Genomic DNA, 26,921 nt, shown 5'->3' with positions numbered 1-26,921 from the left:
CTGTTACCTCTTACAAAATTGAACGGGCAGGCGTTATTTGATTTCTGCCGCGTAGATATCGGGCTTGAAGCCAATCAGGGTTCGGTCACCGAGATCGAGCACCGGGCGCTTGATCATCGAGGGTTGTGCGAGCATCAGTTCGATCGCTTTCGCCTGGTCGAGATCGGCTTTGCGTTCGTCGTCGAGTTTGCGAAAGGTCGTGCCCGCACGGTTCAGCACCACCTGCCAGCCGTGCTCGTTGCACCACTGGGTCAGGTGTTCACGGTCGATTCCGACCGCTTTGTAGTCATGGAAGTCATAGCTGGCAGCGTGTTCATCGAGCCAGGTGCGCGCCTTTTTCATGGTGTCGCAGGCTTTGATGCCGAAAAGGTGCAACGTTTTGCTTGAAGCGGTCAAGGAATTGCCCCCTTTTGAGATGCTGGAGTTAAAGGTCACGGATTATGCCATGCCCGCGCCGGTTCGGCGTCGGCGAAGGCCCGGCTTTGTAGCTTTGTGTGACAGCAGCATGGACCGCTTGCGACTTTTGTGCAGCGGCGAGGCCCGAGCTTAAGCGGCTAATATGGCACTTCGACGGTAACCTGTTGCCTGAAGTCTGCTGCTGATCGATTGGGAAACCGCTTTATGCAAACCGCTTATACCGTCCTTATCCTGCTGATGCTGGTGAGCCTCTCGCGGCTGGTCGGACGGGTGATTCCGTTGCCGTTGCCGCTGGTGCAGATCGCCGCCGGGGCCTTGCTGGCCTGGCCCACCCTGGGGCTGCACGTGGCCCTGGACCCTGAATTGTTTCTATTCCTGTTCTTGCCGCCGCTGCTGTTTTCCGATGGCTGGCGCATGCCCAAACGTGACCTGTGGCGCCTGCGCGGGCCGATCCTGACCTTGGCCGTGGGCCTGGTGCTGTTCACAGTGGTGGGCGCCGGTTATTTCATTCACTGGTTGCTGCCGACCATCCCCTTGCCGGTGGCCTTTGCCCTGGCGGCTGTCTTGTCGCCCACCGACGCGGTGGCGGTGTCGGCGATTTCCCAGAATCGCCTGCCGACGCCCTTGATGCACATGCTCCAGGGCGAGGCGCTGATGAACGATGCTTCCGGCCTGGTGACCTTCAAGTTCGCCCTGGCCGCGGCCGTGACCGGGGTGTTTTCCCTGGCCAATGCCAGCCTGACCTTTGTCCTGGTGGCAGTGGGTGGCCTGGCAGTCGGCGTGGCCCTGAGCTGGCTGGTGGGGCGCTTGCGTGCCTGGATGATCGCCCGCGGCTGGGATGACCCGGCGACCCACGTGGTGTTCATGCTGTTGCTGCCGTTCGCCGCCTACGTGCTGGCCGAGCGCCTGGGGGCCTCGGGCATCCTCTCGGCGGTGGCGGCGGGAATGATGCAGAGCTGGCTCGATCTGTTGCCACGGCAGACCAGCACGCGCTTGCTCAACCGCAGTGTCTGGTCGTTGCTGGAGTTCGCCTTCAATGGCCTGATCTTTCTACTGTTGGGCCTGCAACTGCCCGACATCATCAAGGCCGTGGTCAGCCACGAAACCACCTTGTGGCCGACCCTGTTCTATCGCTGCCTGGATGTCGGGGCGATCTTCCTGGTGCTGCTGGTGCTGCGGTTTATCTGGGTGCAAAGCATCTGGCGGCTGTCCGGCCTATTGCGCCGCTGGCGTGGCAAGGGAGAGTTGACGCTGGTGCCGACCGCGCGTTCCTGCTGGTTGCTGACGCTGGGCGGGGTGCGCGGGGCGGTGACCCTGGCGGGCGTCATGTCGGTGCCGCTGTTGCTGGGGGCGGGCGAAGCCTTTCCCGAGCGTGACCTGCTGATCTTCATTGCCGCGGGGGTGATCCTGTTGTCGCTGGTGGCCGCCTGTATCGCCTTGCCGCTGTTGCTGCGGGGCATCCAGAAGAGCCCCGACGAGAAGCGTCATGCCGAAGTGCGTGACGCCTGGCGCAAAACCGCCGAGGCGGCGATCCATGCCCTGGAGGCCGAGGAAGTGGCTGACGCAGCGAATTCGCCGGATGCGGCCCAGTCGGCGCTGGCCACCGAGCTCAAGGGGCGGATGATGTCGGAGTATCGCCATCAACTGGAGGTGTTCAACGATTCCGCCGAAGCCCAGGCGCTGGCGTTTCAGATGGACTTGCTGGAGCGCAAGTTGCGCTTGAAGGCGCTGCGGGCGCAGCGGCTGGAGTTGTATCGGTTGAGCCGCCAGCACCAGATCGGCGACGACGTGTTGCGCGAGGTCTTGGGCGAACTGGACCTCAGCGAGGCCAATCTGGGGCAGGTGAAATAACGCCTCTGTTCCTGTAGGAGCGAAGCTTGCTCGCGATGAAGGATAACGCGGTGTATCAGGTGTACGGCGTCGTCTCTATCGCGGGCAAGCCTCGCTCCTACAGGGGCGTGAGTTATTTACGGCGCTGAACGAAATCCCGGATCCGCTCGGCCGCTTCCACGCATTCGGCCAATGGCGCCACCAGGGCCATGCGCACCCGACCGGCTCCCGGGTTACTGCCGTCGACGTCGCGCGAAAGATAAGAGCCCGGCACCACGGTCACGTGCTCCTGTTCGAACAGATCGCGGCAGAACGCCGTATCGTCGCCTGCCACGTTCGGCCACAGGTAGAAGCTGCCGTCCGGGCGCTGCACGTCGAGCACCGGCGCCAGAATCTCCAGCACCGCATCGAACTTCTCGCGATACAGCGCGCGGTTGGCGCGCACATGCACTTCGTCGTTCCAGGCGGCAATGCTGGCCAGCTGGGTCTGAACCGGCATGGCGCAGCCATGGTAGGTGCGGTACAGCAGGAAGCCCTTGAGGATATCCGCGTCGCCCGCGACGAAACCGGAGCGCAGGCCCGGCAGGTTGGAGCGCTTGGACAGGCTGTGGAACACCACGCAACGCTTGAAGTCCTGGCGTCCCAGCTCGGCACAGGCACTGAGCAGGCCGGGGGGCGGGGTCTGCTCGTCGAAGTACAGCTCGCTGTAGCACTCGTCGGCGGCGATCACGAAGTCGTACTGGTCGGCCAGGGCAATGAGTTTCTTCAGGGTGTCGATCGGGATCAGCGCGCCGGTCGGGTTGCCTGGCGAGCACAGGAACAGGATCTGGCATCGCTGCCAGATCTCGGCCGGTACCGCGTCGAAGTCCGGGTTGAAGCCGTTTTCATCCAGGCATGGCAGGTAGTGCGGCTTGGCCCCGGCGAGAAAGGCCGCGCCTTCGTAGATCTGATAGAAGGGGTTCGGGCTGACCACCAGCGCGTCGTCGCCACGGTTGACCACGGTCTGGGTGAAGGCGAACAGCGCCTCGCGGGTGCCGTTGACCGGCAGCACATTGCGCGCCGGGTCGATCCAGCCGCCAGGCACGCCAAAGCGCCGTTCACACCAGCTGGCGATGGCTTCGCGCAGGGCCGGAAGGCCCAGGGTCGTCGGATACACCGCCATCTGGTCGAGGTTGTTGGCCAGGGCTTCGGCGACAAAGCTCGGCGAGCGGTGCTTGGGCTCGCCGATGGACAGCGCGATAGGGCGCTTGGCCGGGTTGGGCTGGACGCCGCCGAGCAGGGCGCGGAGTTTCTCGAACGGGTAGGGCTGCAGCTGGTTCAGAGCGTTGTTCATCGGTGCGGTGTCTCACTCAAAGCGGGTCGTGGCGCGTGGTCAGATGCTCAGGCGCGTCAAGGCGGTAGACGGTTCGTGGCTGACGCTCAGCTGTTCGACGATGGCGTCCTGCAGTCGGCTGCACAGCTGGGGATCGGACAGTTGCTGGTTGTGCGCGTCGGTAATGAAGAATACGTCTTCCACGCGCTCGCCCAGGGTGGCGATCTTGGCGTTTTGCAGCGACAGGTCGAACTCCAGGAAGATCTTGCCGATGCGCGCCAGCAGGCCGGGGCGATCGGGAGCGCTCAGTTCGAGCACGGTGACCGGGCGCTGGGCGTCGTTGTGGATAGTCACTTGCGGCGGGAAGGCGAAGTGCTTGAGCTGACGCGGTACCCGACGCTGGATGATGGTCGGGTAGTCGTCAGGGTTGCGCAGGGCCTCGGTAAGGCCGTCGCGGATCTGTTTGACGCGTTGCGGGTTGTTGCCGATCGAGCCGCCGTCGTTGTCGAGCACGATATAGGTGTCGAGGGTGAACTGGCTGCTCGAGGTGATGATCCGGGCGTCGTGGATGTTCAGGTTCAACTGGTCCATCGCGGCCACGGTCACGGCGAAGAAGTCGTGCTGGTCCGGGGCGTAGATGAAGATCTGCGTGCCACCCTCGAATTCGCGCTGGGTGGTTTCCTTGATCAGCACCAGCGGGCCGCCGTCGGCCGGCTGCTGGAGGATCGCGTCGCTGTGCCAGGCCACGTCGCCGGCGGTATGGCGCAGGAAGTAGTCGTCCCCCAGTTGCGCCCAGAGCTGCTCGACGTCGTCCGGATCGGTGCCAGCGCGGACCAGGATGTCCAGGGCCGCGCTTTGCGTCTGGCGGATCTGCTCTTCGCGGTCCACCGGGTTTTCCAGGCCGCGGCGCAGGGCGCGCTTGGTCTCGGTGTATAGCTGGCGCAACAGGCTGGCGCGCCAGGAGTTCCACAACGTCGGGTTGGTCGCGTTGATATCGGAAACCGTCAGCACGTAGAGATAGTCCAGGCGGGTCTGGTCGACCACGACCTGGGCGAAGTCATGGATGACTTGCGGGTCGGACAGGTCCTTGCGCTGGGCGGTGGTGGACATCACCAGGTGGTTCTGCACCAGCCAGACGATCAGGCGGGTGTCCCACAGCGGCAACTGGTGGCGGATGCAGAAGGCTTCCGCGTCCACGGCGCCGATTTCCGAGTGGTCGCCGTGCCGGCCCTTGCCGATGTCATGGTAGAGCCCGGCCAGGTAGATCAACTCGGGCTTGGGCAGCTTGGCCATGAGCTTGCTGGCCAGCGGGAATTTCTCCGAAACCTGGGTGTACTGCAGTTTGCGCAGGTGCTTGATCAGGTTCAGGGTGTGGGCGTCGACCGTATAGATGTGGAACAGGTCGTGCTGCATCTGCCCGACGATATGGCCGAACTCCGGCAGGTAACGCCCGAGAATGCCGTAACGATTCATCCGCCGCAGGTTGCGGTGAATGCCGATCTCGCACTTGAACAGCTCGATGAACAGGCTGGTATTGCGGATGTCATGGCGGAAATCGTCGTCGATCAGGTGGCGATTCTCGCGCAACAGGCGAATAGTGTCGGCGCGTACGCCCTTGATCTCCGGGTGCTGGGCCATGAGCACGAAGATTTCCAGCATGGCGAACGGCGTGCGGTGGAACACGTTGGCGTTGATCGCCTCGATGTAGCCATCGTGCAGCTGGAAACGCGAGTTGATCGGCTGCGGCGGCGCTTCGTCTTCCGGGGCGAGGATGACTTCCTCGAAGTGCTGGATGATCAGATCGCTGAGCTGGGCAATGCTCATCACCACCCGGTAGTACTGCTGCATGAAGCTTTCGATGGCCTGCTTGGCATCGTTGCCTTCGAATCCCAGCAGCTTGGCGATCGAGCGCTGGTGATCGAACAACAGGCGGTCTTCGGCGCGCCCGGCGAGCATGTGCAGGGCGTAGCGGACTTTCCACAGGAACTCCTGGGACGAGGCCAGCAGCGCGTTCTCGCTTTCCACCAGGAAACCTTCGCCGGCCAGGGCCCGCAGATTCAGCGTGCCGTACTGGCGACGGGCGACCCAGAGGATGGTCTGGATATCCCGCAGGCCGCCGGGCGAGCCTTTGACGTTGGGTTCCAGGTTGTATTCGGTGTCGTTGTACTTGTGGTGCCGCGCCTTCTGCTCGGCGCGCTTGGCCAGGAAGAAATCCTTGCTCGGCCACATGTGCGCGGTGCTGGTGACGTCGAGCATGCGCTGGCGTAGGCGCTCGGGGCCGCAGATGGTGCGGCTTTCCATCAGGTTGGTAACCACCGTCAGGTCGGCGCGGGCCTCTTCGGCGCATTCCTCCACCGAGCGCACGCTTTGCCCGACTTCCAGGCCGATGTCCCAGAGCAGGGTCAGGAAGCGTTCGATGGAGTCGCGGAAAATCTCGTGGTCGGCGCTGTCCAGCAGGATCAGCAGGTCGATGTCCGAGTAGGGGTGCAGCTCGCCGCGACCGTAGCCGCCGACCGCCACCAGGGCGATGTCAGCGTCTTCGCTCCAGTCGAACTGGTCCCAGGCCTTTTGCAGGATGTTATCGACGAACCAGGCGCGATCCTCGATGAGCCGGCGGATATCCCGTCCGCTGCGAAAGCGCTCGTCGAGCACTTCGCGTGCCTGACGAATGGCTTTCTTGAAGGCGGCGATAGGGCTTGCCTTCAGGGCCAGTTCCGCCTGGAACTGGCCGCGGTCGAACAATTCGGGATCCACCTGCGGCATCGATTGGCTTTCCTTTCTATCTAATAGGTAGGGCGCATTTGCGTGGATCAGGCCGAGACGCGGGGGATGGTGTCATCGCTGCGCAGGGTGAAGATCTCGTAGCCGGTCTCGGTCACCAGCAGGGTGTGTTCCCACTGTGCGGAGAGCTTGCGGTCCTTGGTGATCGCGGTCCAGCCGTCGCCCAGCACCTTGGTGTCGGCCTTGCCCTGGTTGATCATCGGCTCGATGGTGAAGGTCATGCCGGCTTTCAGTTCCATACCGGTGCCGGCACGGCCGTAATGCAGGATCTGCGGCTCTTCGTGGAATACCTTGCCGATGCCGTGGCCGCAGAACTCGCGAACCACTGAGAAGCCATTCTTCTCGGCGTGCTTCTGGATGACTTCGCCGATATCGCCCAGGCGGCAGCCCGGCTTGACCAGTTCGATGGCCTTGTACATGCATTCCTGGGTGATCTGCGACAGGCGCTCGGCCCAGACCGGCACGGTGCCGACGTGGAACATGCGGCTGGTGTCGCCGTGGTAACCGTCCTTGATGACGGTGACGTCGATGTTCAGGGTGTCGCCATCCTTCAGCGGCTTCTCGTTCGGGATGCCGTGGCACACCACGTGGTTGATCGAGGTGCAGATGGACTTGGGGAAACCCTTGTAATTCAATGGCGCGGGAATCGCCTGCTGCACATTGACGATGTAGTCGTGGCAGATGCGGTCCAGCTCTTCGGTGGTCACACCGGGTTTGACATGCTCGGCAATCATTTCCAGCACTTCGGCGGCCAGTTTGCCGGCGACACGCATTTTTGCGATGTCCTCGGGAGTTTTGAGGGTGACGGTCATACAGGCTCTCTTGACGCTCAGTGGCGCGGATAAATACGGAATGGCTTGAAAACGGTGTATCGAAGGCTGAACCCGCTGTGGGGTCGCCGCGCTTTCAAAAGCCTCAAAGGTGCGATTCTAACAGAGCCCCGGGGCAAATCTGAGGCTCTGTGCGTCGCTTCTTTCTATAACAGTGGAGCATTCTGGCCCGATTCCAAGGGGGGAGCAAAAAAGCGCTCTGAGGGAAATGAGAATCCGGGTTCCGTTTTTACCCTTCTTGTGGTATAAAATGCGCCGCTTTCCGGGGATGCCCCGAAAAGCCTAAACCCACACACGTGTCGACACGATGACCTGGGTGCCCTCAGCAAAAGCTGTTGGTTGGTCATTGGGATACGTGGAGGCCTAACCCGACTTATTAAGGAACTATCATGTCCCAAGTCAACATGCGCGATATGCTGAAGGCCGGTGTGCACTTCGGTCACCAAACCCGTTACTGGAATCCGAAAATGGGCAAGTACATTTTCGGCGCGCGTAACAAGATTCACATCATCAACCTTGAAAAAACCCTGCCAATGTTCAACGAAGCTCTGACTTTCGTAGAGCGTCTGGCCCAGGGCAAAAACAAGATTCTGTTCGTCGGCACCAAGCGTTCCGCTGGCAAGATCGTTGCTGAAGAAGCAGCACGTTGCGGTTCGCCGTACGTCGATCACCGCTGGTTGGGCGGCATGCTGACCAACTACAAAACCATCCGTGCTTCCATCAAGCGTCTGCGTGACCTGGAAGTTCAGTCGGAAGACGGCACCTTCGCCAAGCTGACCAAGAAAGAGGCGCTGATGCGCACTCGCGATCTGGAAAAGCTGGATCGTAGCCTGGGTGGTATCAAGGACATGGGCGGTCTGCCTGACGCACTGTTCGTGATCGACGTTGACCACGAGCGCATCGCGATCACCGAAGCCAACAAACTGGGCATCCCGGTCATCGGCGTTGTCGATACCAACAGCAGCCCGGAAGGCGTTGACTACATCATCCCAGGCAACGATGACGCCATTCGCGCCATCCAGCTGTACATGGGTTCGATGGCTGACGCCGTGATCCGTGGCCGCAACAACGTTGCTGGCGGCACCGAAGTATTCGCTGAAGACGCTCCAGCGCCGGCAGCTGAAGCCTGAGTAACTGACGCTTAGCGTTTACTCAGTACGCAAAAAGGGGGCTAGGCCCCCTTTTTGCCACCTCGAAAATCATTTACCGATGGCGCCCCTGCAGTTCTTGTCATGTGTGGCGGCTATCAAGGGTTTTCGAGAGCGCAGCTCAAGAATTGATCGCCCGTTGAGTCGGGTGGAATGGTTGAAAACCTATCCAAGAGGAATTTGAAAATGGCAGAGATTACTGCAGCGTTGGTTAAAGAACTGCGCGAGCGTACCGGCGAAGGCATGATGGACTGCAAGAAAGCCTTGACCAAGGCTGGCGGCGACATCGAGAAAGCCATTGATGACATGCGTGCTTCGGGCGCCATCAAGGCTGCCAAGAAAGCAGGCAACATCGCTGCTGAAGGCGCCATCGCCATCAAGGACGACGGTAAAGCCGCCGTTCTGCTGGAAGTCAACTCGCAGACCGACTTCCTGGCTCTGCAGGACGATTTCAAGGCATTCGTTGCTGCCAGCGTAGAAAAAGCTTTCGCTGACAAGCTGACCGACGCCGCTCCGCTGATCGAAGCTCAAGAAGCTGATCGTCTGGTTCTGGTTGGTAAAACTGGCGAGAACGTCAACATCCGTCGTCTGGCTCGCGTTGAAGGTGACGTGGTCGGTACTTACCTGCACGGTAACAAGATTGGTGTTGCGGTTGTCCTGAAAGGCGGTTCCGTAGAACTGGCCAAGGACATCGCCATGCACGTGGCTGCAAGCAACCCTGAGTTCCTGCTGCCATCGCAAGTTTCCGCTGAAGCCATCGAGCGCGAGAAAGCCGTGTTCCTGCAGCTGAACGAAGACAAGATGAAAGGCAAGCCAGCCGAAATCGTTGAAAAAATGATCGCTGGCCGTATCAGCAAGTTCCTGGCCGAAGCCAGCCTGGTTGAGCAAGCTTTCGTCAAGGATCCAGAAGTCACCGTAGGTGCCCTGGCCAAGAAAGGCGGCGCTGAAATCGTTTCGTTCACCCGCTTCGCGGTAGGTGAAGGCATCGAGAAGAAAGAAGACAACTTCGCTGAAGAAGTTGCCGCACAACTGGCTGCTGCCAAGCAACAGTAAGACGGTTTTTCAACTGTCGCCCGAAAGAGGCTGCCCGCTCACGCGCGCAGCCTCTTTTCAAATGCGGTAACCAATTTAATTGGTTGCCTTCGGAACCGGCTTACAAAGTCGTGTTCTGATGGCGCTGTGACAGCGTCAAGCTAGAGTGAACGCAGGCTGCAAACAGCTTGCAGAGAATTTTTAAAATACGCCGCAGGAGAGATTCGCAATGGCTCAGCAGGGCAGTGGTTATCAAGCTCGCTATAAACGCATTCTACTCAAGCTTAGCGGCGAGGCCCTGATGGGCTCGGAAGAGTTCGGGATCGACCCTAAGGTGCTGGATCGCATGGCGCTGGAAGTCGGCCAGCTGGTTGGCATCGGTGTTCAGGTCGGCCTGGTCATCGGCGGTGGCAACCTGTTCCGCGGTGCGGCGCTCAGCGCGGCCGGCATGGATCGGGTGACAGGCGACCACATGGGCATGCTGGCCACTGTGATGAACGGCCTGGCCATGCGTGACGCGCTGGAACGTGCGAATATCTCGGCTATCGTCATGTCGGCCATTTCCATGGTGGGCGTGACCGATCACTATGACCGTCGCAAGGCGATGCGTCATCTGAACTCCAAGGAAGTGGTGATCTTCGCTGCCGGTACTGGCAACCCGTTCTTCACCACCGACTCCGCAGCATGCTTGCGGGCGATCGAGATCGATGCCGACGTAGTGCTCAAGGCAACCAAGGTTGACGGTGTGTACACCGCAGACCCATTCAAAGACCCGCATGCCGAGAAGTTCGATCATCTGACCTACGATGAAGTGCTGGATCGCAAGCTGGGTGTCATGGATCTGACGGCGATCTGCCTGTGCCGCGACCATAAGATGCCGTTGCGCGTATTCAATATGAACAAGCCCGGCGCCCTGCTGAACATCGTGCACGGCGGCGCTGAAGGAACCCTGATCGAGGAAGGCGAACAATGATCAACGAAATCAAGAAAGACGCTCAAGAGCGCATGAAGAAGTCCCTGGAATCGCTGGTTCATGCGTTCGGCCAGATCCGTACCGGCAAGGCGCACCCAAGCATCCTGGGCAGTGTGATGGTGCCTTACTACGGCTCCGACACTCCGTTGAGCGGTGTCGCCAACGTGACTGTAAAAGACTCCCAGACCCTGCAAGTCGTGCCGTTCGAGCGCAACATGCTGGCGGCAATCGACAAGGCCATTGGCAGTGCCGGCTTGAACCTCAATCCGACCAACCTGGGCGAGCTGCTGCTGATCAAAATGGCGCCGCTGACTGAAGAGACCCGCAAAGGCTTCACCAAGCAGGCGCGTGCAGCTGCTGAAGATGCCCGCGTTGCGGTGCGCAATATTCGTCGCGATGCTTTGGGTGATCTGAAGAAACTGTCCAAGGATAAGGAAATCAGTGAAGACGAAGAGCGTCGTGCCGGTGCCGAGATCGAAAAGCTGATCAAAGAGTTCGAGGCTCAGATTGCCAAGGCAACTGAAGAAAAAGAAAAGGACCTGATGGCCGTATAAGGGTCAGGACGTTTTCATGGACAAGACCAAGCAGCCTGTACCGTCTTCGGTGCCGCGCCATGTCGCGATCATCATGGATGGCAACAATCGCTGGGCAAAAAAACGCTTTATGCCAGGTGTCGCCGGGCATAAAGCGGGTGTCGATGCTGTTCGTGCGGTGATCGAGGTGTGCGCCGAGGCCAAGGTCGAGGTGCTGACGCTGTTCGCCTTCTCCAGTGAAAACTGGCAGCGGCCGGCCGATGAAGTCAGTGCCTTGATGGATCTGTTCTTCAAGGCGTTGCGCCGCGAGGCCAAGCGCCTCAACGAAAACAACATCAGCCTGCGCATCATCGGCGATCGCTCGCGCTTCCATCCCGAGTTGCAGGCGGCGATGCGCGAGGCGGAAGCGATGACCGCGGGTAGCGACCGCTTCATTCTGCAGATCGCCGCCAACTATGGCGGTCAGTGGGATATCGCCCAGGCCGCTCAGCGCCTGGCGCGGGAAGTTCAGGCAGGGCACCTGCGTCCTGACGACATTACCCCCGAGTTGTTGCAAACCTGCCTGGCAACTGGCGACCTGCCATTGCCGGACCTGTGCATCCGTACGGGTGGCGAGCACCGCATCAGCAATTTCCTGCTCTGGCAGCTGGCTTATGCCGAGCTGTACTTCTCCGACCTGTTCTGGCCGGACTTCAAACACGATGCCATGCGCGCTGCGCTGGCCGATTACGCTTCTCGCCAGCGCCGCTTCGGTAAAACGAGCGAGCAGGTCGAGGCTGGAGCCCGGGTTTAATGCTCAAACAACGAATCATCACTGCGCTGATCCTGCTGCCGATCGCCTTGTGCGGTTTTTTCCTGCTTGAAGGTTCCGCCTTCGCCCTGTTTATCGGGCTGGTGGTGACCCTCGGGGCCTGGGAGTGGGCGCGCCTGGCGGGTTTCGAGGCTCAGCCGACCCGTATTGCCTATGCAGTAGTGGTCGCTGGGCTGTTGTTCCTGATGCAGCTGTTGCCAGGTATCGCGCCTTGGGTGCTCGGTGCAGCGGTGCTCTGGTGGGGGCTGGCGACTTTCCTGGTGCTCACCTATCCGCGTACCAGCGAGCATTGGGCCGGCGCCGCGGCCAAGCTGGTGATCGGTCTGCTGATTCTGCTGCCGGCCTGGCAAGGCCTGGTTTTCATCAAGCAGCAGCCTTTGGGTAACTGGTTGATCATGGCGGTGATGGTGCTGGTCTGGGGTGCTGATATCGGCGCCTACTTCTCCGGCAAGGCATTTGGCAAGCGCAAGCTGGCGCCTCAGGTCAGCCCGGGCAAGAGCTGGGAAGGGGTGTATGGCGGGCTGCTGCTGAGCCTGGTGATCGCTGCGGTGGTGGGTCTGGTTGCAGGCTGGTCCATCGGGCAGATCATCCTTGGCTTGCTGGGCGCGGCTGTCGTGGTGTTCATCTCGGTGGTCGGCGACCTGACCGAAAGCATGTTCAAGCGCCAGGCCGGGATCAAGGACAGCAGTAACCTGCTGCCGGGTCATGGTGGCGTGCTCGACCGTATCGACAGCCTGACTGCGGCCATTCCGGTATTCGCGGTGCTGTTGTGGATGGCTGCATTGTGAGTCGCCCACAGCAGATTACGGTTCTCGGGGCCACCGGCTCTATCGGCCTCAGCACCCTGGACGTCATTGCCCGTCATCCCGAGCGTTATCAGGTCTTCGCCCTGAGCGGCTTCAGTCGTCTGGCTGAGTTACTGGCGTTGTGCATCCGTCACGCCCCGCGTTTTGCTGTCGTCCCGCATATCGCTGCTGCGCGCAGCCTTCAGGAAGATTTGCGCAATGCCGGCTCGCGCACCCGTGTGCTGGTGGGCGAGGAGGGCTTGTGTGAAGTGGCGTCCGACCCTGAAGTTGATGCGGTCATGGCGGCTATCGTCGGTGCCGCGGGCTTGCGTCCGACCCTGGCTGCCGTCGAGGCCGGCAAGAAAATCCTCCTGGCTAATAAAGAAGCACTGGTCATGTCCGGCGCGCTGTTCATGCAGGCGGTGGGCAAGAGCGGTTCGGTGCTGCTGCCCATCGACAGTGAGCACAACGCCATCTTCCAGTGCATGCCCGCGGACTTTTCCCGCGGGTTGAGCAATGTGGGGGTGCGACGCATTTTGCTGACCGCCTCCGGTGGTCCGTTTCGGCAAACTCCGCTGTCCGAGTTGGAGCAGGTAACGCCCGAGCAGGCGTGTGCCCACCCCAACTGGTCCATGGGGCGCAAGATTTCCGTCGATTCGGCCAGCATGATGAATAAAGGCCTCGAGTTGATCGAGGCGTGTTGGCTGTTCGATGCCAAGCCTGCCCAGGTCGAGGTGGTGATTCATCCGCAAAGCGTGATTCATTCGCTGGTCGACTATGTGGATGGCTCGGTGCTGGCCCAGTTGGGCAACCCGGATATGCGCACGCCGATCGCCAATGCCCTGGCTTGGCCGGAGCGGATCGACTCCGGCGTGCCGCCGCTGGATCTGTTCGCCGTGGCGCGCCTGGATTTCCAGGCGCCTGATGAAGAGCGTTTCCCGTGCTTGCGCCTGGCGCGCCAGGCCGCCGAGGCTGGCAACAGCGCGCCGGCCATGCTGAACGCCGCCAACGAGGTGGCTGTTGCCGCGTTTCTCGAACGGCGCATCCGCTACCCCGAGATCGCGAGTATCATCGAGGAAGTATTAAGCCTTGAACCGGTTGTTGCAGTCGATGAGCTGAGCGCCGTGTTCGCGGCGGACGCCAAAGCCCGTGCCCTGGCTGAGCAGTGGCTGGGTCGCAACGGCCGGTAAGGTTGCGACAAGCCCGAGCGTATCGGTACTGGATAGGATTGCGGAGAAAGTAGATGAGCGCGCTCTATATGATTGTCGGCACCCTGATTGCCCTGGGTGTGCTGGTCACCTTCCATGAATTCGGTCACTTCTGGGTGGCGCGTCGTTGCGGCGTCAAGGTTCTGCGTTTCTCCGTGGGCTTCGGTATGCCGCTGCTGCGTTGGTATGACCGGCAAGGTACCGAATTCGTGATTGCCGCCATTCCGCTGGGCGGCTACGTGAAGATGCTCGACGAGCGCGAAGGCGAAGTACCTGTCGACCAGCTCGATCAGTCGTTCAATCGCAAGTCGGTGCGCCAGCGTATCGCCATCGTTGCGGCCGGTCCTGTCGCCAACTTCCTGCTGGCGCTGGTGTTCTTCTGGGGGCTGGCGATGCTCGGTACCGAGCAGGTGCGCCCGGTCATCGGCAGTGTCGAGGTTGGAAGCATTGCCGCCAAGGCGGGCCTGAGTTCCGGCCAGGAAATCGTTGCAATCGATGGCGAGCCCACCGTGGGCTGGTCGGCGGTCAACCTGCAGCTGATTCGGCGTCTGGGCGAAAGCGGTACCTTGCAGTTGCTGGTGCGTGAGCAGGGTTCGACCGCCGATTCGCCACGCGAGCTGGTACTCGATAACTGGCTCAAGGGGACCGATGAGCCTGATCCTATTCGTTCCCTGGGCATTCGCCCCTGGCGCCCGGCGCTTGCCCCCGTTCTGGCCGAGCTTGACCCGAAAGGCCCGGCCCAGGCGGCTGGTCTGAAAACCGGCGATCGCTTGCTGGCTCTGGATGGTCAGGCGCTGACCGATTGGCAGCAGGTCGTCGACTGGGTGCGTGTACGTCCTGATACCAAAATTGTGCTGCGCGTCGAGCGTGATGGTGCTCAAATCGACGTCCCGGTGACCCTGGCCGCGCGTGGTAAAGAGAAGGTTGCCAGTGGTTATCTGGGGGCTGGGGTGAAGGCGGTCGATTGGCCGCCGGAAATGCTTCGCGAGGTCAGTTATGGTCCGCTGGCCGCCATTGGCGAAGGTGCCCGGCGTACTTGGACCATGAGCGTGCTGACCCTCGATTCACTGAAGAAAATGTTGTTCGGCGAGCTCTCGGTAAAAAACTTGAGTGGACCGATAACCATTGCTAAAGTGGCGGGCGCTTCTGCCCAGTCGGGCGTTGCTGATTTCTTGAATTTCCTTGCTTATCTGAGTATTAGCCTAGGGGTTCTGAACTTGCTGCCCATTCCTGTACTGGATGGGGGGCATCTGTTGTTTTATCTGATCGAGTGGGCGCGTGGTCGTCCCTTGTCGGATCGGGTGCAAGGTTGGGGGATACAGATCGGTATCAGCTTGGTGGTCGGGGTGATGTTGCTTGCCCTGGTCAACGATCTGGGTCGTCTGTAACGCTTCGCTGAATTGCGAATCTGCCGCATTTTGCGGCAGTTTCTTTATTGCCAGTTGGAATAAGAAAGGACTTCATGAAACGTCTGCTGCTAACTGCGGTTCTCTCCGTATTGATGATCGCCGAAGTTCACGCCGAGTCCTTCACTATCTCCGATATCCGCGTCAATGGCCTCCAGCGGGTCTCCGCGGGTAGCGTCTTTGGTGCCTTGCCGTTGAACGTCGGTGAGCAGGCGGATGATCGTCGCCTGGTGGAATCCACTCGTGCGCTGTTCAAAACCGGCTTCTTTCAAGATATCCAGCTGGGCCGCGATGGCAATGTCCTGGTCATCACGGTAGTCGAGCGTCCATCCGTCGCCAGTATCGAAATCGAAGGCAACAAGGCGATTTCCACTGAAGACCTGATGAAAGGCCTCAAGCAATCCGGTCTCGCAGAAGGCGAAATCTTCCAGCGTGCGACCCTTGAAGGTGTTCGTAACGAACTGCAGCGCCAATATGTCGCTCAGGGCCGCTACTCGGCCACCGTCGATACCGAAGTGGTTCCGCAGCCGCGCAACCGTGTGGCGTTGAAGGTCAATATCAACGAAGGCACCGTAGCTGCCATCCAGCACATCAACGTCGTGGGCAACACCGTATTCCCGGACGAAGACCTGGTCGAACTGTTCGAACTCAAAACCACCAACTGGCTGTCGTTCTTCAAGAACGACGACAAGTATGCCCGTGAGAAACTCTCCGGTGACTTGGAGCGCCTGCGTTCTTACTACCTGGACCGTGGCTATATCAACATGGATATCGCTTCGACCCAGGTTTCGATCACCCCGGACAAGAAACACGTCTACATCACTGTGAACGTCAACGAAGGCGAGAAGTACAGCGTTCGTGACGTGAAGCTCAGCGGTGACCTGAAAGTGCCTGAAGACCAGGTCAAGTCGCTGCTGCTGGTCGAGAAGGGCCAGGTGTTCTCGCGTAAATTGATGACCACCACTTCCGAGTTGATCACCCGCCGCCTGGGCAACGAGGGTTATACCTTCGCCAACGTCAACGGCGTTCCGCAGCCCCACGACGAAGATCACACGGTCGATATCACTTTCGTGGTCGATCCCGGCAAGCGTGCCTATGTGAACCGCATCAACTTCCGCGGCAACACCAAGTCCGAAGACGAAGTGCTGCGTCGCGAAATGCGTCAGATGGAAGGTGGCTGGGCTTCGACCTACCTGATCGACCAGTCCAAGACCCGTCTGGAGCGTCTGGGTTTCTTCAAGGAAGTCAACGTCGAAACCCCGGCCGTGCCAGGTGTCGACGACCAGGTAGACGTCAACTACGCGGTTGAAGAGCAGGCTTCCGGTTCGATTACCGCCAGCGTCGGTTTCGCCCAGAGCGCCGGCCTGATCCTCGGTGGTTCGATCACCCAGAACAACTTCCTGGGTACCGGTAACAAGGTCAGCATCGGCCTGACCCGCAGCGAATACCAAAGCCGTTACAACTTCGGTTATGTCGACCCCTACTGGACTGCCGATGGCGTGAGCCTGGGTTACAACGCGTTCTATCGCACCACTGACTACGACGACCTCGATGTCGACGTGGCGAGCTATGCGGTAGACAGCCTGGGTGCTGGCGTCAGCGTTGGCTACCCGATCAGCGAGACTTCGCGTCTGACCTTCGGCCTGACCGCGCAACAAGACAAGATCAAGACCGGTCGTTATACCGTCGACGAGATCTTCGACTTCGTTAACCGCGAAGGCGACAACTACCTGAACTTCAAGGCTTCGGCCGGCTGGTCCGAGTCCACCCTGAACAAAGGTGTCCTGGCGACCCGTGGTCACTCCCAAAGCCTGGTCCTGGAAGCCACTACTCCAGGTAGTGACCTGTCGTTCTTCAAGCTCGACTACCGTGGCCAGTTGTTCCAGCCGCTGACCGACACCTACACCATGCGCCTGCACACCGAGCTGGGTTATGGCGACGGTTATGGTTCGACCGACGGCTTGCCGTTCTATGAAAACTACTATGCTGGTGGTTTCAACTCGGTTCGTGGTTTCAAGGACAGCACCTTGGGCCCTCGCAGTACTCCGAGCCGTGGTGTAGGTGTGACGGGCAACGCCGGTACCTCGCTTGACCCTGACCAGGATGCCTTGCCATTCGGTGGCAACGTGCTGATCCAGGGTGGTGTCGAGGTGTTGTTCCCGATGCCGTTCGTCAAGGATCAACGTTCGCTGCGGACTTCCGTGTTCTGGGACGTGGGTAACGTATTCGACTCCAAGTGCGAGAAGACCACCAACACCAACGGCACGTCGTCCAATACACAATGTAACGACATCAGCCTGAGCAATCTGGCCAGTTCCGTGGGTGTCGGCGTGACATGGGTAACCGCTCTGGGCCCGCTGAGCTTTGCTCTGGCGATGCCGATCAAGAAACCTGACGACGCTGAAACCCAGGTGTTCCAATTCTCCCTCGGTCAGACTTTCTAAGAGCTTGACCCAAGATAACGACAATGGATTTTGTAGGAGTGCATCGTGCGTAAGTTGACTCAATTGGTTCTCCTGGCGACTGTCCTGGTAGCAGGCCCGGCCTTCGCCGACATGAAAATCGCCGTACTGAACTATCAGATGGCTCTGCTGGAATCCGATGCTGCGAAGAAGTACGCAGTGGATGCCGAGAAGAAGTTCGGCCCGCAGTTGAACAAGCTGAAAACCCTGGAAAGCAGCGCCAAGGGTATCCAGGATCGCCTGGTTGCCGGTGGCGACAAGATGCAGCAAGGCGAGCGTGAGCGCCTGGAGCTCGAATTCAAGCAGAAAGCCCGCGACTTCCAGTTCCAGTCCAAGGAACTGAACGAAGCCAAGGCCGTTGCCGATCGTGAAATGCTCAAGCAGCTGAAACCGAAACTCGACAGCGCCGTGGAAGAAGTCATCAAGAAAGGTGGTTTTGACCTGGTGTTCGAGCGTGGTGCAGTGATTGATGTCAAACCTCAGTACGACATCACTCGCCAGGTTATCGAGCGCATGAATCAGCTGAAGTAACCCATGACAGCGACTATAAAGCTCGGCCAGCTGGCCGAGTTCCTCGGAGCCACCTTGCGTGGCTCCGCAGAGAAAGAAATCACTGGGCTAGCCACCTTGCAGGAGGCTGGCCCAGCTCAGTTGAGCTTTTTGGCAAATCCCCAATACCGTAAGTATCTGGCTGACAGTCAGGCAGGAGCCGTGCTGCTGAAGGCGGCGGATGCCGAAGGTTATGCCGGTGATGCCTTGGTAGTGGCTGATCCCTACCTGTCGTACGCACGGATTTCCCACCTGTTCGATCCCAAGCCCAAGGCGCCAGCCGGTATTCATCCGACTGCGGTCATTGCCGAGGATGCTGTGGTCGACGCGGCTGCCTGTATTGGCGCGTTTGCGGTCATCGAGAGCGGTGCGCAAATCGCCGCGGGTGTCACGATCGGAGCCCATTGTTTTATCGGTGCTCGTTGCCAGATTGGCGAGGGCGGCTGGTTGGCTCCACGCGTGACGCTTTACCACGATGTGCGTATCGGCAAGCGCGTGGTCATTCAGTCCGGTGCGGTGCTCGGCGGCGAAGGTTTCGGTTTCGCCAACGAGAAAGGCATCTGGCAGAAGATCGCGCAGATTGGTGGCGTCACCATTGGCGATGATGTCGAGATCGGCGTGAATACCGCTATCGATCGCGGTGCGCTGGCCGATACCGTCATTGGCAATGGCGTGAAGCTGGATAACCAGATTCAGATCGCTCACAACGTCCAGGTCGGTGATCACACCGCCATGGCGGCCTGTGTCGGTATTTCCGGCAGCACCCGGATCGGCAAGCATTGCATGCTCGCCGGCGGTGTCGGGCTGGTCGGCCACATCGATATTTGCGACAACGTTTTCCTGACCGGGATGACCATGGTGACTCACTCGATTACCGAGCCGGGCTCCTACTCTTCCGGTACAGCCATGCAGCCTGCTGCCGAGTGGCGCAAAAGCGCGGCACGCATCCGTCAGCTCGATGATCTCGCGCGACGCTTGCGACAACTGGAAAAGCGCGTAGGGGACGTGACCCCCGACGGTAAAGCTTCATCAGATGGCTGATACCATTTCCATATCAAGTGTGCACAGCCGTTAGACTGCCTCCTTGATTTGCTAGAGGAGTGTGCGTTAGTCGCGCGCTCCCAATCTTTACTACAGGCTTCCCCCCGAAATGATGGACATCAACGAGATTCGCGAATACCTGCCTCACCGTTACCCGTTCCTGTTGGTGGACCGGGTGGTGGACCTGGATGTTGAAGGCAAGTGCATTCGTGCCTACAAGAATGTCAGCATCAACGAACCCTTCTTCAATGGTCACTTCCCCGCGCATCCAATCATGCCGGGCGTGCTGATCATCGAAGCTATGGCTCAGGCTGCGGGCATCCTTGGTTTCAAGATGCTGGACGTGAAGCCGGCCGATGGCACCCTCTATTACTTCGTCGGTTCCGACAAGCTGCGCTTCCGCCAGCCGGTACTGCCGGGCGACCAGTTGATCCTGGAAGCCAAGTTCATCAGCTGCAAGCGCCAGATCTGGAAATTCGAATGCCAGGCCTCGGTCGACGGCAAACCAGTCTGCTCCGCTGAAATCATCTGTGCGGAACGCAAACTATGAGTTTGATTGACCCTCGCGCAATCATCGATCCGACGGCCATTCTGGCCGACGACGTTGAGGTTGGCCCGTGGTCGATCGTTGGCGCCGGTGTGGAAATCGGCGAGGGTACGGTGATCGGGCCGCATGTGGTGCTCAAAGGCCCGACCCGGATCGGTAAGCACAATCGTATCTACCAGTTCTCCTCGGTAGGCGAAGACACTCCCGATCTTAAGTACAAGGGCGAGGAAACCCGCCTGGTAATTGGTGACCACAACGTCATTCGAGAAGGCGTGACCATTCACCGTGGCACTGTCCAGGATCGTTCCGAGACCACCCTCGGCGATCACAACCTGGTCATGGCGTACGCCCATATCGGTCACGACAGCGTGATCGGCAACCATTGCATCCTGGTCAACAACACAGCGTTGGCCGGCCATGTGCATGTGGACGACTGGGCCATCCTGTCCGGCTTCACCCTGGTTCACCAGTATTGCCATATCGGCGCCCACAGCTTTTCCGGCATGGGGACGGCGATCGGCAAGGATGTTCCGGCCTTTGTCACAGTATTTGGCAACCCGGCCGAGGCCCGCAGCATGAACTTCGAGGGCATGCGCCGTCGTGGTTTCAGCGAAGACGCGATTCACGCCCTGCGTCGAGCCTATAAGGTGGTTTATCGCCAGGGTTTGACTGTCGATCAGGCGCTCGCCGAGCTGGCAGAGGCCGCTGCACAATTTCCCGAAGTCGCGGTATTTCGTGACTCGATCCAGTCTTCGACTCGCGGCATCACCCGTTAATCATGAGCAAACTGCGTATTGCGCTGGTGGCTGGCGAAGCTTCCGGCGACATTCTTGGCGCCGGTTTGATGCGCGCGCTCAAGGCCCGGCATCCCACCGTTGAATTTATCGGTGTCGGTGGCCCGCTGATGCAGGCCGAAGGGCTGACTTCCTATTTCCCGATGGAGCGCCTAGCGGTCATGGGGCTGGTGGAAGTCCTGGGGCGCTTGCGCGAACTGCTGGCCCGGCGCAAGAAGCTGGTTCAGACCCTGATCGCCGAGAAACCGGACGTGTTCATCGGCATCGACGCCCCCGATTTCAACCTGAATATCGAACTCCAGTTGCGTCAGGCCGGCATCAAGACCGTGCACTACGTCAGCCCTTCGGTCTGGGCCTGGCGGCAAAAGCGCGTGCTGAAGATCCGCGAAGGTTGCGACCTGATGCTGACGCTGTTCCCGTTCGAAGCCAAATTCTATGAAGAGAAGGGCGTGCCGGTGCGATTCGTCGGGCACTCCCTGGCTGACGCCATTCCGCTGGAGGCTGACCGGGCCGCGGCTCGCGCTGAACTGGGCTTGCCCGAGGGGCCACTGGTGGCCCTGATGCCGGGCAGCCGTGGCGGCGAAGTCGGGCGCCTCGGGGCTTTGTTCCTCGACGCAGCACAACGCCTGCGTGCCTTGCGTCCAGGCGTGCGTTTCGTCATGCCCTGTGCAAGTCCCGAGCGACGCGTTCAGCTGGAAGAGCTTTTGGCCGGTCGCGACCTGCCGTTGACCCTGCTCAACGGCCAGTCGCATCAGGCGCTGGCGGCTTGCGACGCGGTATTGATCGCCTCCGGCACCGCGACCCTTGAGGCGCTGCTGTACAAGCGCCCGATGGTCGTCGCCTACCGCCTGGCGCCGCTGACCTTCTGGATTCTCAAGCGCATGGTCAAGAGTCCATATATTTCCCTGCCGAACCTGCTGGCCCAGCGCCTGCTGGTTCCCGAGTTGCTGCAGGACGACGCCACTGCAGAGGCCCTGGCCCAGACCCTGTCGCCCTTGATCGAAGACGGCCAGGAGCAGACCCGCGGGTTTGACGAGATCCATCGCACCCTGCGCCGGGATGCCTCGAACCAGGCGGCTGAAGCGGTGTTGAACCTGATTGGCAAACCGGCATGAGTAACGAAAAGATGCAGATGGGACTGGATTTCTCGCTGGTGGCCGATGCTGAAGACCTGGTGGCCGGTGTTGACGAAGTAGGGCGTGGCCCCTTGTGCGGCGCGGTGGTCACGGCTGCGGTCATTCTCGATCCGAACCGGCCGATTCTCGGCCTGAACGACTCGAAGAAGCTCACCGAGGCCCGTCGCGAAAAGCTCTACGACGAGATTTGTGAGAAAGCCCTGAGCTGGTGCATTGCCCGCGCCGAAGTCGAGGAAATCGACGAGCTGAATATCCTGCATGCCACCATGCTGGCCATGCAGCGCGCGGTAGAAGGGCTGAGCGTGACCCCGAAACTGGCGATGATCGACGGTAATCGTTGCCCGAAACTGTCGATGCCTGCCGAAGCCGTGGTCCAGGGCGATAGCAAGGTGCCGGCGATCGCCGCGGCGTCGATTCTGGCCAAGGTCAGCCGGGATCGCGAGATGGCGGCGTTCGAGCTGATTTACCCCGGTTATGGCATCGGCGGGCACAAGGGCTATCCGACGCCCGTTCATCTGGAAGCGCTGGCCCGCCTGGGGCCGACGCCGATTCACCGGCGCTCGTTCGCACCGGTGCGCCAAGCCTATGAAGCCCGTGAGAACGCGGGCGAGATTCAGTCCTGAGGCTGATGTTTTAGCCAAGGCCCGGTACAATCCGGGCCTTGTTGTTTTTGCGCTCATTACAGGATCACTATGCCGGCTTCATTCGTTCATCTACGCCTGCACACTGAATATTCCCTGGTTGACGGTCTGGTGCGGATCAAACCGCTGGTCAAGACGTTGGCCGGCATGGGCATGCCCGCGGTGGCGGTTACCGACCAGAACAACATGTGTTCCCTGGTCAAGTTCTACAAGGCATCCATGGGCACCGGGATCAAGCCGATCTGTGGCGCCGACCTGTGGCTGTCGAACAAGGACCCCGAGAATCCACTGAGCCGCATCAGCCTGCTGGTGATGAATGCCATGGGCTATCGCAATCTGACCGAGCTGATTTCCCGCGGCTTCATCGACGGCCAGCGTAACGGCCAGATCATCATCGAGCGCGAGTGGGTGGCCGAGGCCGCCGAAGGCCTGATCATGCTCTCGGCCGCGAAAGAGGGCGAGATCGGTATCGCCTTGCTCTCTGGCGACCTGCAAGAAGCGGAAACCCTGGCCCGCGAGTGGATGGCGGTGTTCCCGGACCGTTTCTATCTGGAAGTGCAGCGTACCAACCGTCCCAACGACGAAGAGCAGCTGCACGCAGCCGTGGCCCTGGCGGACAAGATCGGCGCGCCGCTGGTGGCGACCAACGATGTGCGCTTCATCAAGCGCGAAGACTTCGAGGCCCATGAAACCCGGGTCTGCATCGGTGAAGGCCGCGCCCTCGACGACCCGCGCCGCTCGAAGAACTACAGCGATCAGCAGTACCTGAAAAGCGCCGAGGAAATGGCCGAGCTGTTCAGCGACCTGCCCGAGGCGCTGGAAAACACGGTCGAGATCGCCAAGCGCTGCAATATCGAAGTGAAGCTGGGCAAGCACTTCTTGCCTGACTATCCGATTCCCGATGGCATGACCATCGATGAATATTTCCGCAAGGTTTCCTTCGATGGGCTGGACGAGCGCCTCAGCGTGCTGCTGCCCAGGGACACCACCGAGGACTATGAAGCCAAGCGCCAGGTGTATGTCGACCGGCTGAATTTCGAGCTGGATATCATCATCCAGATGGGATTCCCCGGTTACTTCCTGATCGTTATGGACTTTATCCAGTGGGCCAAGAGCAACGGGGTGCCGGTAGGGCCTGGCCGGGGGTCGGGTGCCGGCTCCCTGGTGGCCTACGTGCAGAAGATCACCGACCTCGACCCGCTGGCCTACGACCTGCTGTTCGAACGTTTCCTCAACCCGGAACGGGTTTCCATGCCCGACTTCGACGTCGACTTCTGCATGGACGGTCGTGACCGGGTTATCGACTATGTGGCCGAGAAATATGGCCGTAACGCGGTAAGCCAGATCATCACCTTCGGTTCCATGGCCGCGAAGGCTGTGGTGCGTGACGTGGCGCGGGTTCAGGGCAAGTCTTACGGCCTGGCTGACCGTTTGTCGAAGATGATTCCCTTCGAAGTCGGCATGACCCTGGAAAAAGCCTACGAGCAGGAAGAAATCCTGCGCGACTTCATCAAGGTCGATGAAGAAGCGGCGGAAATCTGGGAGATGGCGCGCAAGCTCGAGGGCGTGGTGCGTAACGTCGGCAAGCACGCCGGTGGCGTGGTTATCGCCCCGACCAAGCTGACCGACTTCTCGCCGATCTACTGCGACGAAGCCGGCGACGGCCTGGTAACCCAGTTCGACAAGGACGACGTCGAGGCCGCCGGCCTGGTGAAGTTCGACTTCCTCGGCCTGCGGACCCTGACCATCATCAAGTGGGCGATGGAGACCATCAACCGCGAGCAGGTGAAAAAGAACCTGCCCGACGTCAACATCGACTTCATCCCGCTGGACGACAAGAAGACGTACGAGCTGCTGCAGAAGGCCGAGACCACCGCAGTGTTCCAGCTCGAATCCCGAGGCATGAAGGAGCTGATCAAGAAGCTCAAGCCTGACTGCCTGGAAGATCTGATCGCACTGGTAGCGTTGTTCCGTCCCGGTCCGTTGCAATCGGGCATGGTGGACGACTTCATCAACCGTAAGCACGGTCGCGCCGAACTGGCCTATCCGCATCCGGACTACCAGTACGAGGGCTTGCGGCCGGTACTGGCGCCGACCTACGGCATCATCCTGTATCAGGAACAGGTGATGCAGATTGCCCAGGTGATGGCTGGCTATACCCTTGGCGGGGCCGACATGCTGCGTCGTGCCATGGGTAAGAAGAAACCCGAGGAGATGGCCAAGCAGCGCGGCGGCTTCATCGAAGGTTGCGCCAACAACAGTATCGATGCCGACCTGGCGGGCAACATCTTCGACCTGGTGGAAAAATTCGCCGGCTACGGTTTCAACAAGTCCCACTCGGCCGCCTACGGGCTGGTGTCCTACCAGACTGCATGGCTCAAGACGCATCACCCGGCGCCTTTCATGGCGGCGGTACTGTCCGCGGATATGCACAACACCGACAAGGTGGTGGTGCTGATCGAAGAAGTGCGCAGCATGAAGCTGCGCCTCGATGCGCCGGATGTGAACAGTTCCGACTTCAAGTTCACCGTCAACAACGACGGCCGCATCGTCTATGGCCTGGGAGCGATCAAGGGCGTGGGCGAGGGGCCGGTTGAGGCGATCGTCGAGGCCCGTGCCGAAGGTGGTCCGTTCAAGGACCTGTTCGACTTCTGCAGCCGGGTCGATCTCAAGCGCATCAACAAGCGTACCCTCGATGCGTTGATCCGCAGTGGTGCCCTGGACCGCCTGGGGCCGCACTTCCACGATGAAATCAAAGCCTACCAAGCCAATATCGACCGCAACCGCGCGGTGCTGTTGTCGGCCCTGGAGGAAGCGGTCAAGGCGGCCGAGCAGACCGCGCGAACCGCCGACAGTGGCCACGCCGACCTGTTCGGCGGGGTCTTCGTCGAAGAGGACGCGGATGTCTACGCCAATCATCGCAAGGCCAAGGAACTGACCCTCAAGGAACGCCTGAAAGGGGAGAAAGATACCCTCGGGCTGTACCTGACCGGACACCCGATCGACGAATACGAAGGTGAGATCCGGCGTTTCGCCCGCCAGCGCATCGTCGACCTGAAGCCGGCGCGCGATACCCAGACCGTCGCGGGCATGATCATTGCCCTGCGGGTCATGAAGAACAAAAAGGGCGACAAGATGGGGTTCATCACCCTTGACGATCGTTCCGGGCGGATCGAGGCTTCGCTGTTCGCCGATGCCTTCCATTCGGCCCAGTCCCTGCTTCAGACCGACGCAATGGTGGTGGTCGAGGGCGAGGTCAGCAACGACGACTTCTCCGGCGGCCTGCGCCTGCGGGTCAAACGGGTGATGAGCATGGAAGATGCCCGCACCAACCTGGCGGAAAGCCTGCGCCTGAAGGTGCATACCGAAGCCCTCAAGGGCGATCAGCTACGCTGGCTGGGGGAACTGTGCAAACGCCATCGCGGCGCTTGCCCGATCTCCATGGAGTACACCAAGGAGGACGCCAAGGCCTTGCTGCAGTTCGGCGAAGCCTGGCGGATCGATCCGGCGGATGCCTTGATTCAAGCCCTGCGTGACCAGTTCGGGCGAGACAACGTCTTCCTCCAATACCGTTGACGGTCAGGCGCCATAAAAGTGCGCCGATCTCGACCCGAATTTTTAATCTCGACCTGAACGCGCCTCTCCCTTAAGGTAGGGCGCGAATAGACAACCGGCCGGCCCAAGCTCTCTTGGACGTCGACCCAAGACGGACGCCTATGAACCCGAATTTTCTTGATTTCGAACAGCCGATCGCCGACCTGCAAGCCAAGATCGAAGAGTTGCGCTTGGTCGGTAATGACAATTCGCTGAATATCGGCGATGAGATCTCCCGCCTGCAAGACAAGAGCAGCACCCTGACCGAAGACATCTTCGGCAAGCTGACCAGCTGGCAGATCGCACGCCTGGCGCGTCACCCGCGTCGTCCGTACACCCTGGACTACATCGAGCACATCTTCACCGAGTTCGACGAACTGCATGGCGACCGTCACTTCTCCGACGACGCCGCAATCGTCGGCGGTGTTGCCCGTCTGGACGACCAGCCGGTAATGATCATCGGTCACCAGAAAGGCCGTGAAGTGCGCGAGAAAGTCCGTCGCAACTTCGGCATGCCGCGTCCTGAAGGCTATCGCAAGGCCTGCCGCCTGATGGAAATGGCCGAGCGCTTCAAGATGCCGATCCTGACCTTCATCGACACCCCGGGCGCCTACCCGGGCATCGACGCCGAAGAGCGCAACCAGAGCGAGGCTATCGCCTGGAACCTACGGGTCATGGCGCGCCTGAAAACCCCGATCATCGCCACCGTGATTGGTGAAGGTGGTTCCGGCGGTGCGCTGGCCATTGGTGTCTGCGATCAACTGAACATGCTGCAGTACTCCACTTATGCGGTGATCTCGCCGGAAGGCTGCGCCTCGATCCTGTGGAAAACCGCCGAGAAAGCGCCGGATGCCGCCGAAGCCATGGGCATCACCGCCGAGCGCCTGAAAGGCCTGGGCATTGTCGACAAGGTCATCAGCGAGCCGCTGGGTGGCGCGCACCGTGATCCGGCTGCCGCTGCCGCACTGATCCGCGCCGAGCTGACTTCCCAGCTGGCGATGCTCAAGAAGATGGATAACGACACCCTGCTGGCGCGTCGTTACGATCGCCTGATGAGCTACGGTCTCTGACAGATCGACGCTCCTTGTAGG

General features: G+C 60.3%; 22 protein-coding genes. 18 read left to right on the top strand and 4 right to left on the bottom strand.

The genetic code is table 11. From position 1 onward, the window contains the following. Positions 1–33 precede the first annotated feature (33 nt). The gene (locus J4D52_RS14470) at positions 34–342 is read right to left on the bottom strand and encodes an arsenate reductase (RefSeq protein ID WP_230589669.1); all 309 of its coding nucleotides are present in this window, start codon (positions 340–342) and stop codon (positions 34–36) included. Between the two features lie 279 nt (positions 343–621). On the opposite strand from J4D52_RS14470, the gene J4D52_RS14465 reads away from it, so the two are divergent. Further along, positions 622–2,268 (top strand): Na+/H+ antiporter, encoded by a 1,647-nt coding sequence (locus J4D52_RS14465; RefSeq protein ID WP_063428613.1) that lies wholly within the window; start codon positions 622–624, stop codon positions 2,266–2,268. 112 nt (positions 2,269–2,380) lie between these two features. Here J4D52_RS14465 and dapC read toward each other — a convergent pair whose 3' ends face one another. Genes dapC through map form a run of 3 tightly spaced genes read right to left on the bottom strand, consistent with a single transcriptional unit; the run spans position 2,381 to position 7,152 of the window. Continuing rightward, entirely contained in the window at positions 2,381–3,580 is a 1,200-nt protein-coding gene (gene dapC, locus J4D52_RS14460; protein ID WP_025806620.1) for a succinyldiaminopimelate transaminase, read from the bottom strand. Positions 3,581–3,619: 39 nt separating this feature from the next. Continuing rightward, positions 3,620–6,322, bottom strand: a complete 2,703-nt coding sequence (locus J4D52_RS14455) for a [protein-PII] uridylyltransferase (RefSeq protein WP_063428615.1) — start codon at positions 6,320–6,322, stop codon at positions 3,620–3,622. A 47-nt stretch (positions 6,323–6,369) separates the two neighbouring features. Continuing rightward, on the bottom strand, positions 6,370–7,152 hold the full coding sequence (gene map, locus J4D52_RS14450) for a type I methionyl aminopeptidase (RefSeq protein WP_023969788.1): 783 nt from the start codon (positions 7,150–7,152) through the stop codon (positions 6,370–6,372). Positions 7,153–7,559: 407 nt separating this feature from the next. Between map and rpsB the strand changes: the two genes are divergently transcribed. The 17 genes from rpsB (at position 7,560) to J4D52_RS14365 (ending at position 26,900) form a co-directional block, all read left to right on the top strand. Beyond that, entirely contained in the window at positions 7,560–8,300 is a 741-nt protein-coding gene (rpsB, locus tag J4D52_RS14445) for a 30S ribosomal protein S2 (protein WP_007924078.1), read from the top strand. Between the two features lie 204 nt (positions 8,301–8,504). Continuing rightward, positions 8,505–9,371, top strand: a complete 867-nt coding sequence (gene tsf / locus J4D52_RS14440) for a translation elongation factor Ts (RefSeq protein WP_025806623.1) — start codon at positions 8,505–8,507, stop codon at positions 9,369–9,371. 208 nt (positions 9,372–9,579) lie between these two features. Beyond that, entirely contained in the window at positions 9,580–10,323 is a 744-nt protein-coding gene (gene pyrH / locus J4D52_RS14435) for a UMP kinase (RefSeq protein ID WP_007924076.1), read from the top strand. Continuing rightward, entirely contained in the window at positions 10,320–10,877 is a 558-nt protein-coding gene (gene frr / locus J4D52_RS14430; RefSeq protein ID WP_025806624.1) for a ribosome recycling factor, read from the top strand. The genes pyrH and frr overlap by 4 nt, the downstream gene beginning before the upstream one ends. Before the next feature lie 16 nt (positions 10,878–10,893). After that, on the top strand, positions 10,894–11,649 hold the full coding sequence (gene uppS, locus J4D52_RS14425; RefSeq protein ID WP_025806625.1) for a polyprenyl diphosphate synthase: 756 nt from the start codon (positions 10,894–10,896) through the stop codon (positions 11,647–11,649). Further along, positions 11,649–12,455, top strand: coding sequence for a phosphatidate cytidylyltransferase (locus J4D52_RS14420; protein ID WP_063428617.1), 807 nt, complete (start codon positions 11,649–11,651; stop codon positions 12,453–12,455). The genes uppS and J4D52_RS14420 overlap by 1 nt, the downstream gene beginning before the upstream one ends. Continuing rightward, positions 12,452–13,642: a 1-deoxy-D-xylulose-5-phosphate reductoisomerase gene (ispC, locus tag J4D52_RS14415; protein WP_063428618.1), complete on the top strand. Its 1,191-nt coding sequence runs from the start codon at positions 12,452–12,454 to the stop codon at positions 13,640–13,642. The genes J4D52_RS14420 and ispC overlap by 4 nt, the downstream gene beginning before the upstream one ends. 53 nt (positions 13,643–13,695) lie before the next feature. Continuing rightward, a complete protein-coding gene (gene rseP / locus J4D52_RS14410) occupies positions 13,696–15,048 on the top strand; it encodes a sigma E protease regulator RseP (protein ID WP_063428620.1) in 1,353 nt (450 codons plus the stop codon). 74 nt (positions 15,049–15,122) lie between these two features. Then, the gene (bamA, locus tag J4D52_RS14405; protein ID WP_025806629.1) at positions 15,123–17,510 is read left to right on the top strand and encodes an outer membrane protein assembly factor BamA; all 2,388 of its coding nucleotides are present in this window, start codon (positions 15,123–15,125) and stop codon (positions 17,508–17,510) included. A gap of 45 nt (positions 17,511–17,555) precedes the next feature. Beyond that, positions 17,556–18,059 carry an OmpH family outer membrane protein gene (locus J4D52_RS14400; protein ID WP_007924063.1) on the top strand — a complete coding sequence of 168 codons (504 nt, stop codon included), beginning with the start codon at positions 17,556–17,558 and terminating at the stop codon, positions 18,057–18,059. Positions 18,060–18,062: 3 nt separating this feature from the next. After that, positions 18,063–19,118, top strand: coding sequence for a UDP-3-O-(3-hydroxymyristoyl)glucosamine N-acyltransferase (gene lpxD / locus J4D52_RS14395; RefSeq protein WP_063428622.1), 1,056 nt, complete (start codon positions 18,063–18,065; stop codon positions 19,116–19,118). A gap of 109 nt (positions 19,119–19,227) precedes the next feature. Further along, the gene (gene fabZ, locus J4D52_RS14390) at positions 19,228–19,668 is read left to right on the top strand and encodes a 3-hydroxyacyl-ACP dehydratase FabZ (RefSeq protein WP_007924058.1); all 441 of its coding nucleotides are present in this window, start codon (positions 19,228–19,230) and stop codon (positions 19,666–19,668) included. Beyond that, positions 19,665–20,441 (top strand): acyl-ACP--UDP-N-acetylglucosamine O-acyltransferase, encoded by a 777-nt coding sequence (gene lpxA, locus J4D52_RS14385; RefSeq protein ID WP_025806631.1) that lies wholly within the window; start codon positions 19,665–19,667, stop codon positions 20,439–20,441. Before fabZ ends, lpxA begins: the two co-directional genes overlap by 4 nt. Before the next feature lie 2 nt (positions 20,442–20,443). Beyond that, entirely contained in the window at positions 20,444–21,574 is a 1,131-nt protein-coding gene (gene lpxB / locus J4D52_RS14380) for a lipid-A-disaccharide synthase (protein WP_063428624.1), read from the top strand. Positions 21,575–21,585: 11 nt separating this feature from the next. Further along, positions 21,586–22,218 (top strand): ribonuclease HII, encoded by a 633-nt coding sequence (gene rnhB / locus J4D52_RS14375; protein ID WP_081251597.1) that lies wholly within the window; start codon positions 21,586–21,588, stop codon positions 22,216–22,218. Between the two features lie 69 nt (positions 22,219–22,287). Next, positions 22,288–25,812 carry a DNA polymerase III subunit alpha gene (gene dnaE / locus J4D52_RS14370; RefSeq protein ID WP_102677787.1) on the top strand — a complete coding sequence of 1,175 codons (3,525 nt, stop codon included), beginning with the start codon at positions 22,288–22,290 and terminating at the stop codon, positions 25,810–25,812. Positions 25,813–25,952: 140 nt separating this feature from the next. Next, on the top strand, positions 25,953–26,900 hold the full coding sequence (locus J4D52_RS14365) for an acetyl-CoA carboxylase carboxyltransferase subunit alpha (RefSeq protein ID WP_016705313.1): 948 nt from the start codon (positions 25,953–25,955) through the stop codon (positions 26,898–26,900). Positions 26,901–26,921 lie beyond the last annotated feature (21 nt).

Source organism: Pseudomonas sp. GW460-12-10-14-TSB1 (assembly GCF_017349775.1).
Lineage (GTDB): Bacteria > Pseudomonadota > Gammaproteobacteria > Pseudomonadales > Pseudomonadaceae > Aquipseudomonas > Aquipseudomonas piscium.
Note: the sequence above shows the minus strand (reverse complement) of the source record. Positions and strands in the feature narration are given on the sequence as shown.

Bases quoted from the DNA above. Each gene is read 5' to 3' on its own strand.
- dapC (WP_025806620.1), bottom strand. From the start codon at position 3,580: ATGAACAACGCTCTGAACCAGCTGCAGCCCTACCCGTTCGAGAAACTC.
- dnaE (WP_102677787.1), top strand. From the start codon at position 22,288: ATGCCGGCTTCATTCGTTCATCTACGCCTGCACACTGAATATTCCCTG.
- J4D52_RS14365 (WP_016705313.1), top strand. From the start codon at position 25,953: ATGAACCCGAATTTTCTTGATTTCGAACAGCCGATCGCCGACCTGCAA.
- J4D52_RS14465 (WP_063428613.1), top strand. From the start codon at position 622: ATGCAAACCGCTTATACCGTCCTTATCCTGCTGATGCTGGTGAGCCTC.
- J4D52_RS14420 (WP_063428617.1), top strand. From the start codon at position 11,649: ATGCTCAAACAACGAATCATCACTGCGCTGATCCTGCTGCCGATCGCC.
- pyrH (WP_007924076.1), top strand. From the start codon at position 9,580: ATGGCTCAGCAGGGCAGTGGTTATCAAGCTCGCTATAAACGCATTCTA.
- J4D52_RS14470 (WP_230589669.1), bottom strand. From the start codon at position 342: ATGAAAAAGGCGCGCACCTGGCTCGATGAACACGCTGCCAGCTATGAC.
- bamA (WP_025806629.1), top strand. From the start codon at position 15,123: ATGAAACGTCTGCTGCTAACTGCGGTTCTCTCCGTATTGATGATCGCC.
- frr (WP_025806624.1), top strand. From the start codon at position 10,320: ATGATCAACGAAATCAAGAAAGACGCTCAAGAGCGCATGAAGAAGTCC.
- lpxA (WP_025806631.1), top strand. From the start codon at position 19,665: ATGAGTTTGATTGACCCTCGCGCAATCATCGATCCGACGGCCATTCTG.
- lpxB (WP_063428624.1), top strand. From the start codon at position 20,444: ATGAGCAAACTGCGTATTGCGCTGGTGGCTGGCGAAGCTTCCGGCGAC.
- rnhB (WP_081251597.1), top strand. From the start codon at position 21,586: ATGCAGATGGGACTGGATTTCTCGCTGGTGGCCGATGCTGAAGACCTG.
- map (WP_023969788.1), bottom strand. From the start codon at position 7,152: ATGACCGTCACCCTCAAAACTCCCGAGGACATCGCAAAAATGCGTGTC.
- uppS (WP_025806625.1), top strand. From the start codon at position 10,894: ATGGACAAGACCAAGCAGCCTGTACCGTCTTCGGTGCCGCGCCATGTC.
- rpsB (WP_007924078.1), top strand. From the start codon at position 7,560: ATGTCCCAAGTCAACATGCGCGATATGCTGAAGGCCGGTGTGCACTTC.
- rseP (WP_063428620.1), top strand. From the start codon at position 13,696: ATGAGCGCGCTCTATATGATTGTCGGCACCCTGATTGCCCTGGGTGTG.
- J4D52_RS14455 (WP_063428615.1), bottom strand. From the start codon at position 6,322: ATGCCGCAGGTGGATCCCGAATTGTTCGACCGCGGCCAGTTCCAGGCG.
- fabZ (WP_007924058.1), top strand. From the start codon at position 19,228: ATGATGGACATCAACGAGATTCGCGAATACCTGCCTCACCGTTACCCG.
- lpxD (WP_063428622.1), top strand. From the start codon at position 18,063: ATGACAGCGACTATAAAGCTCGGCCAGCTGGCCGAGTTCCTCGGAGCC.
- tsf (WP_025806623.1), top strand. From the start codon at position 8,505: ATGGCAGAGATTACTGCAGCGTTGGTTAAAGAACTGCGCGAGCGTACC.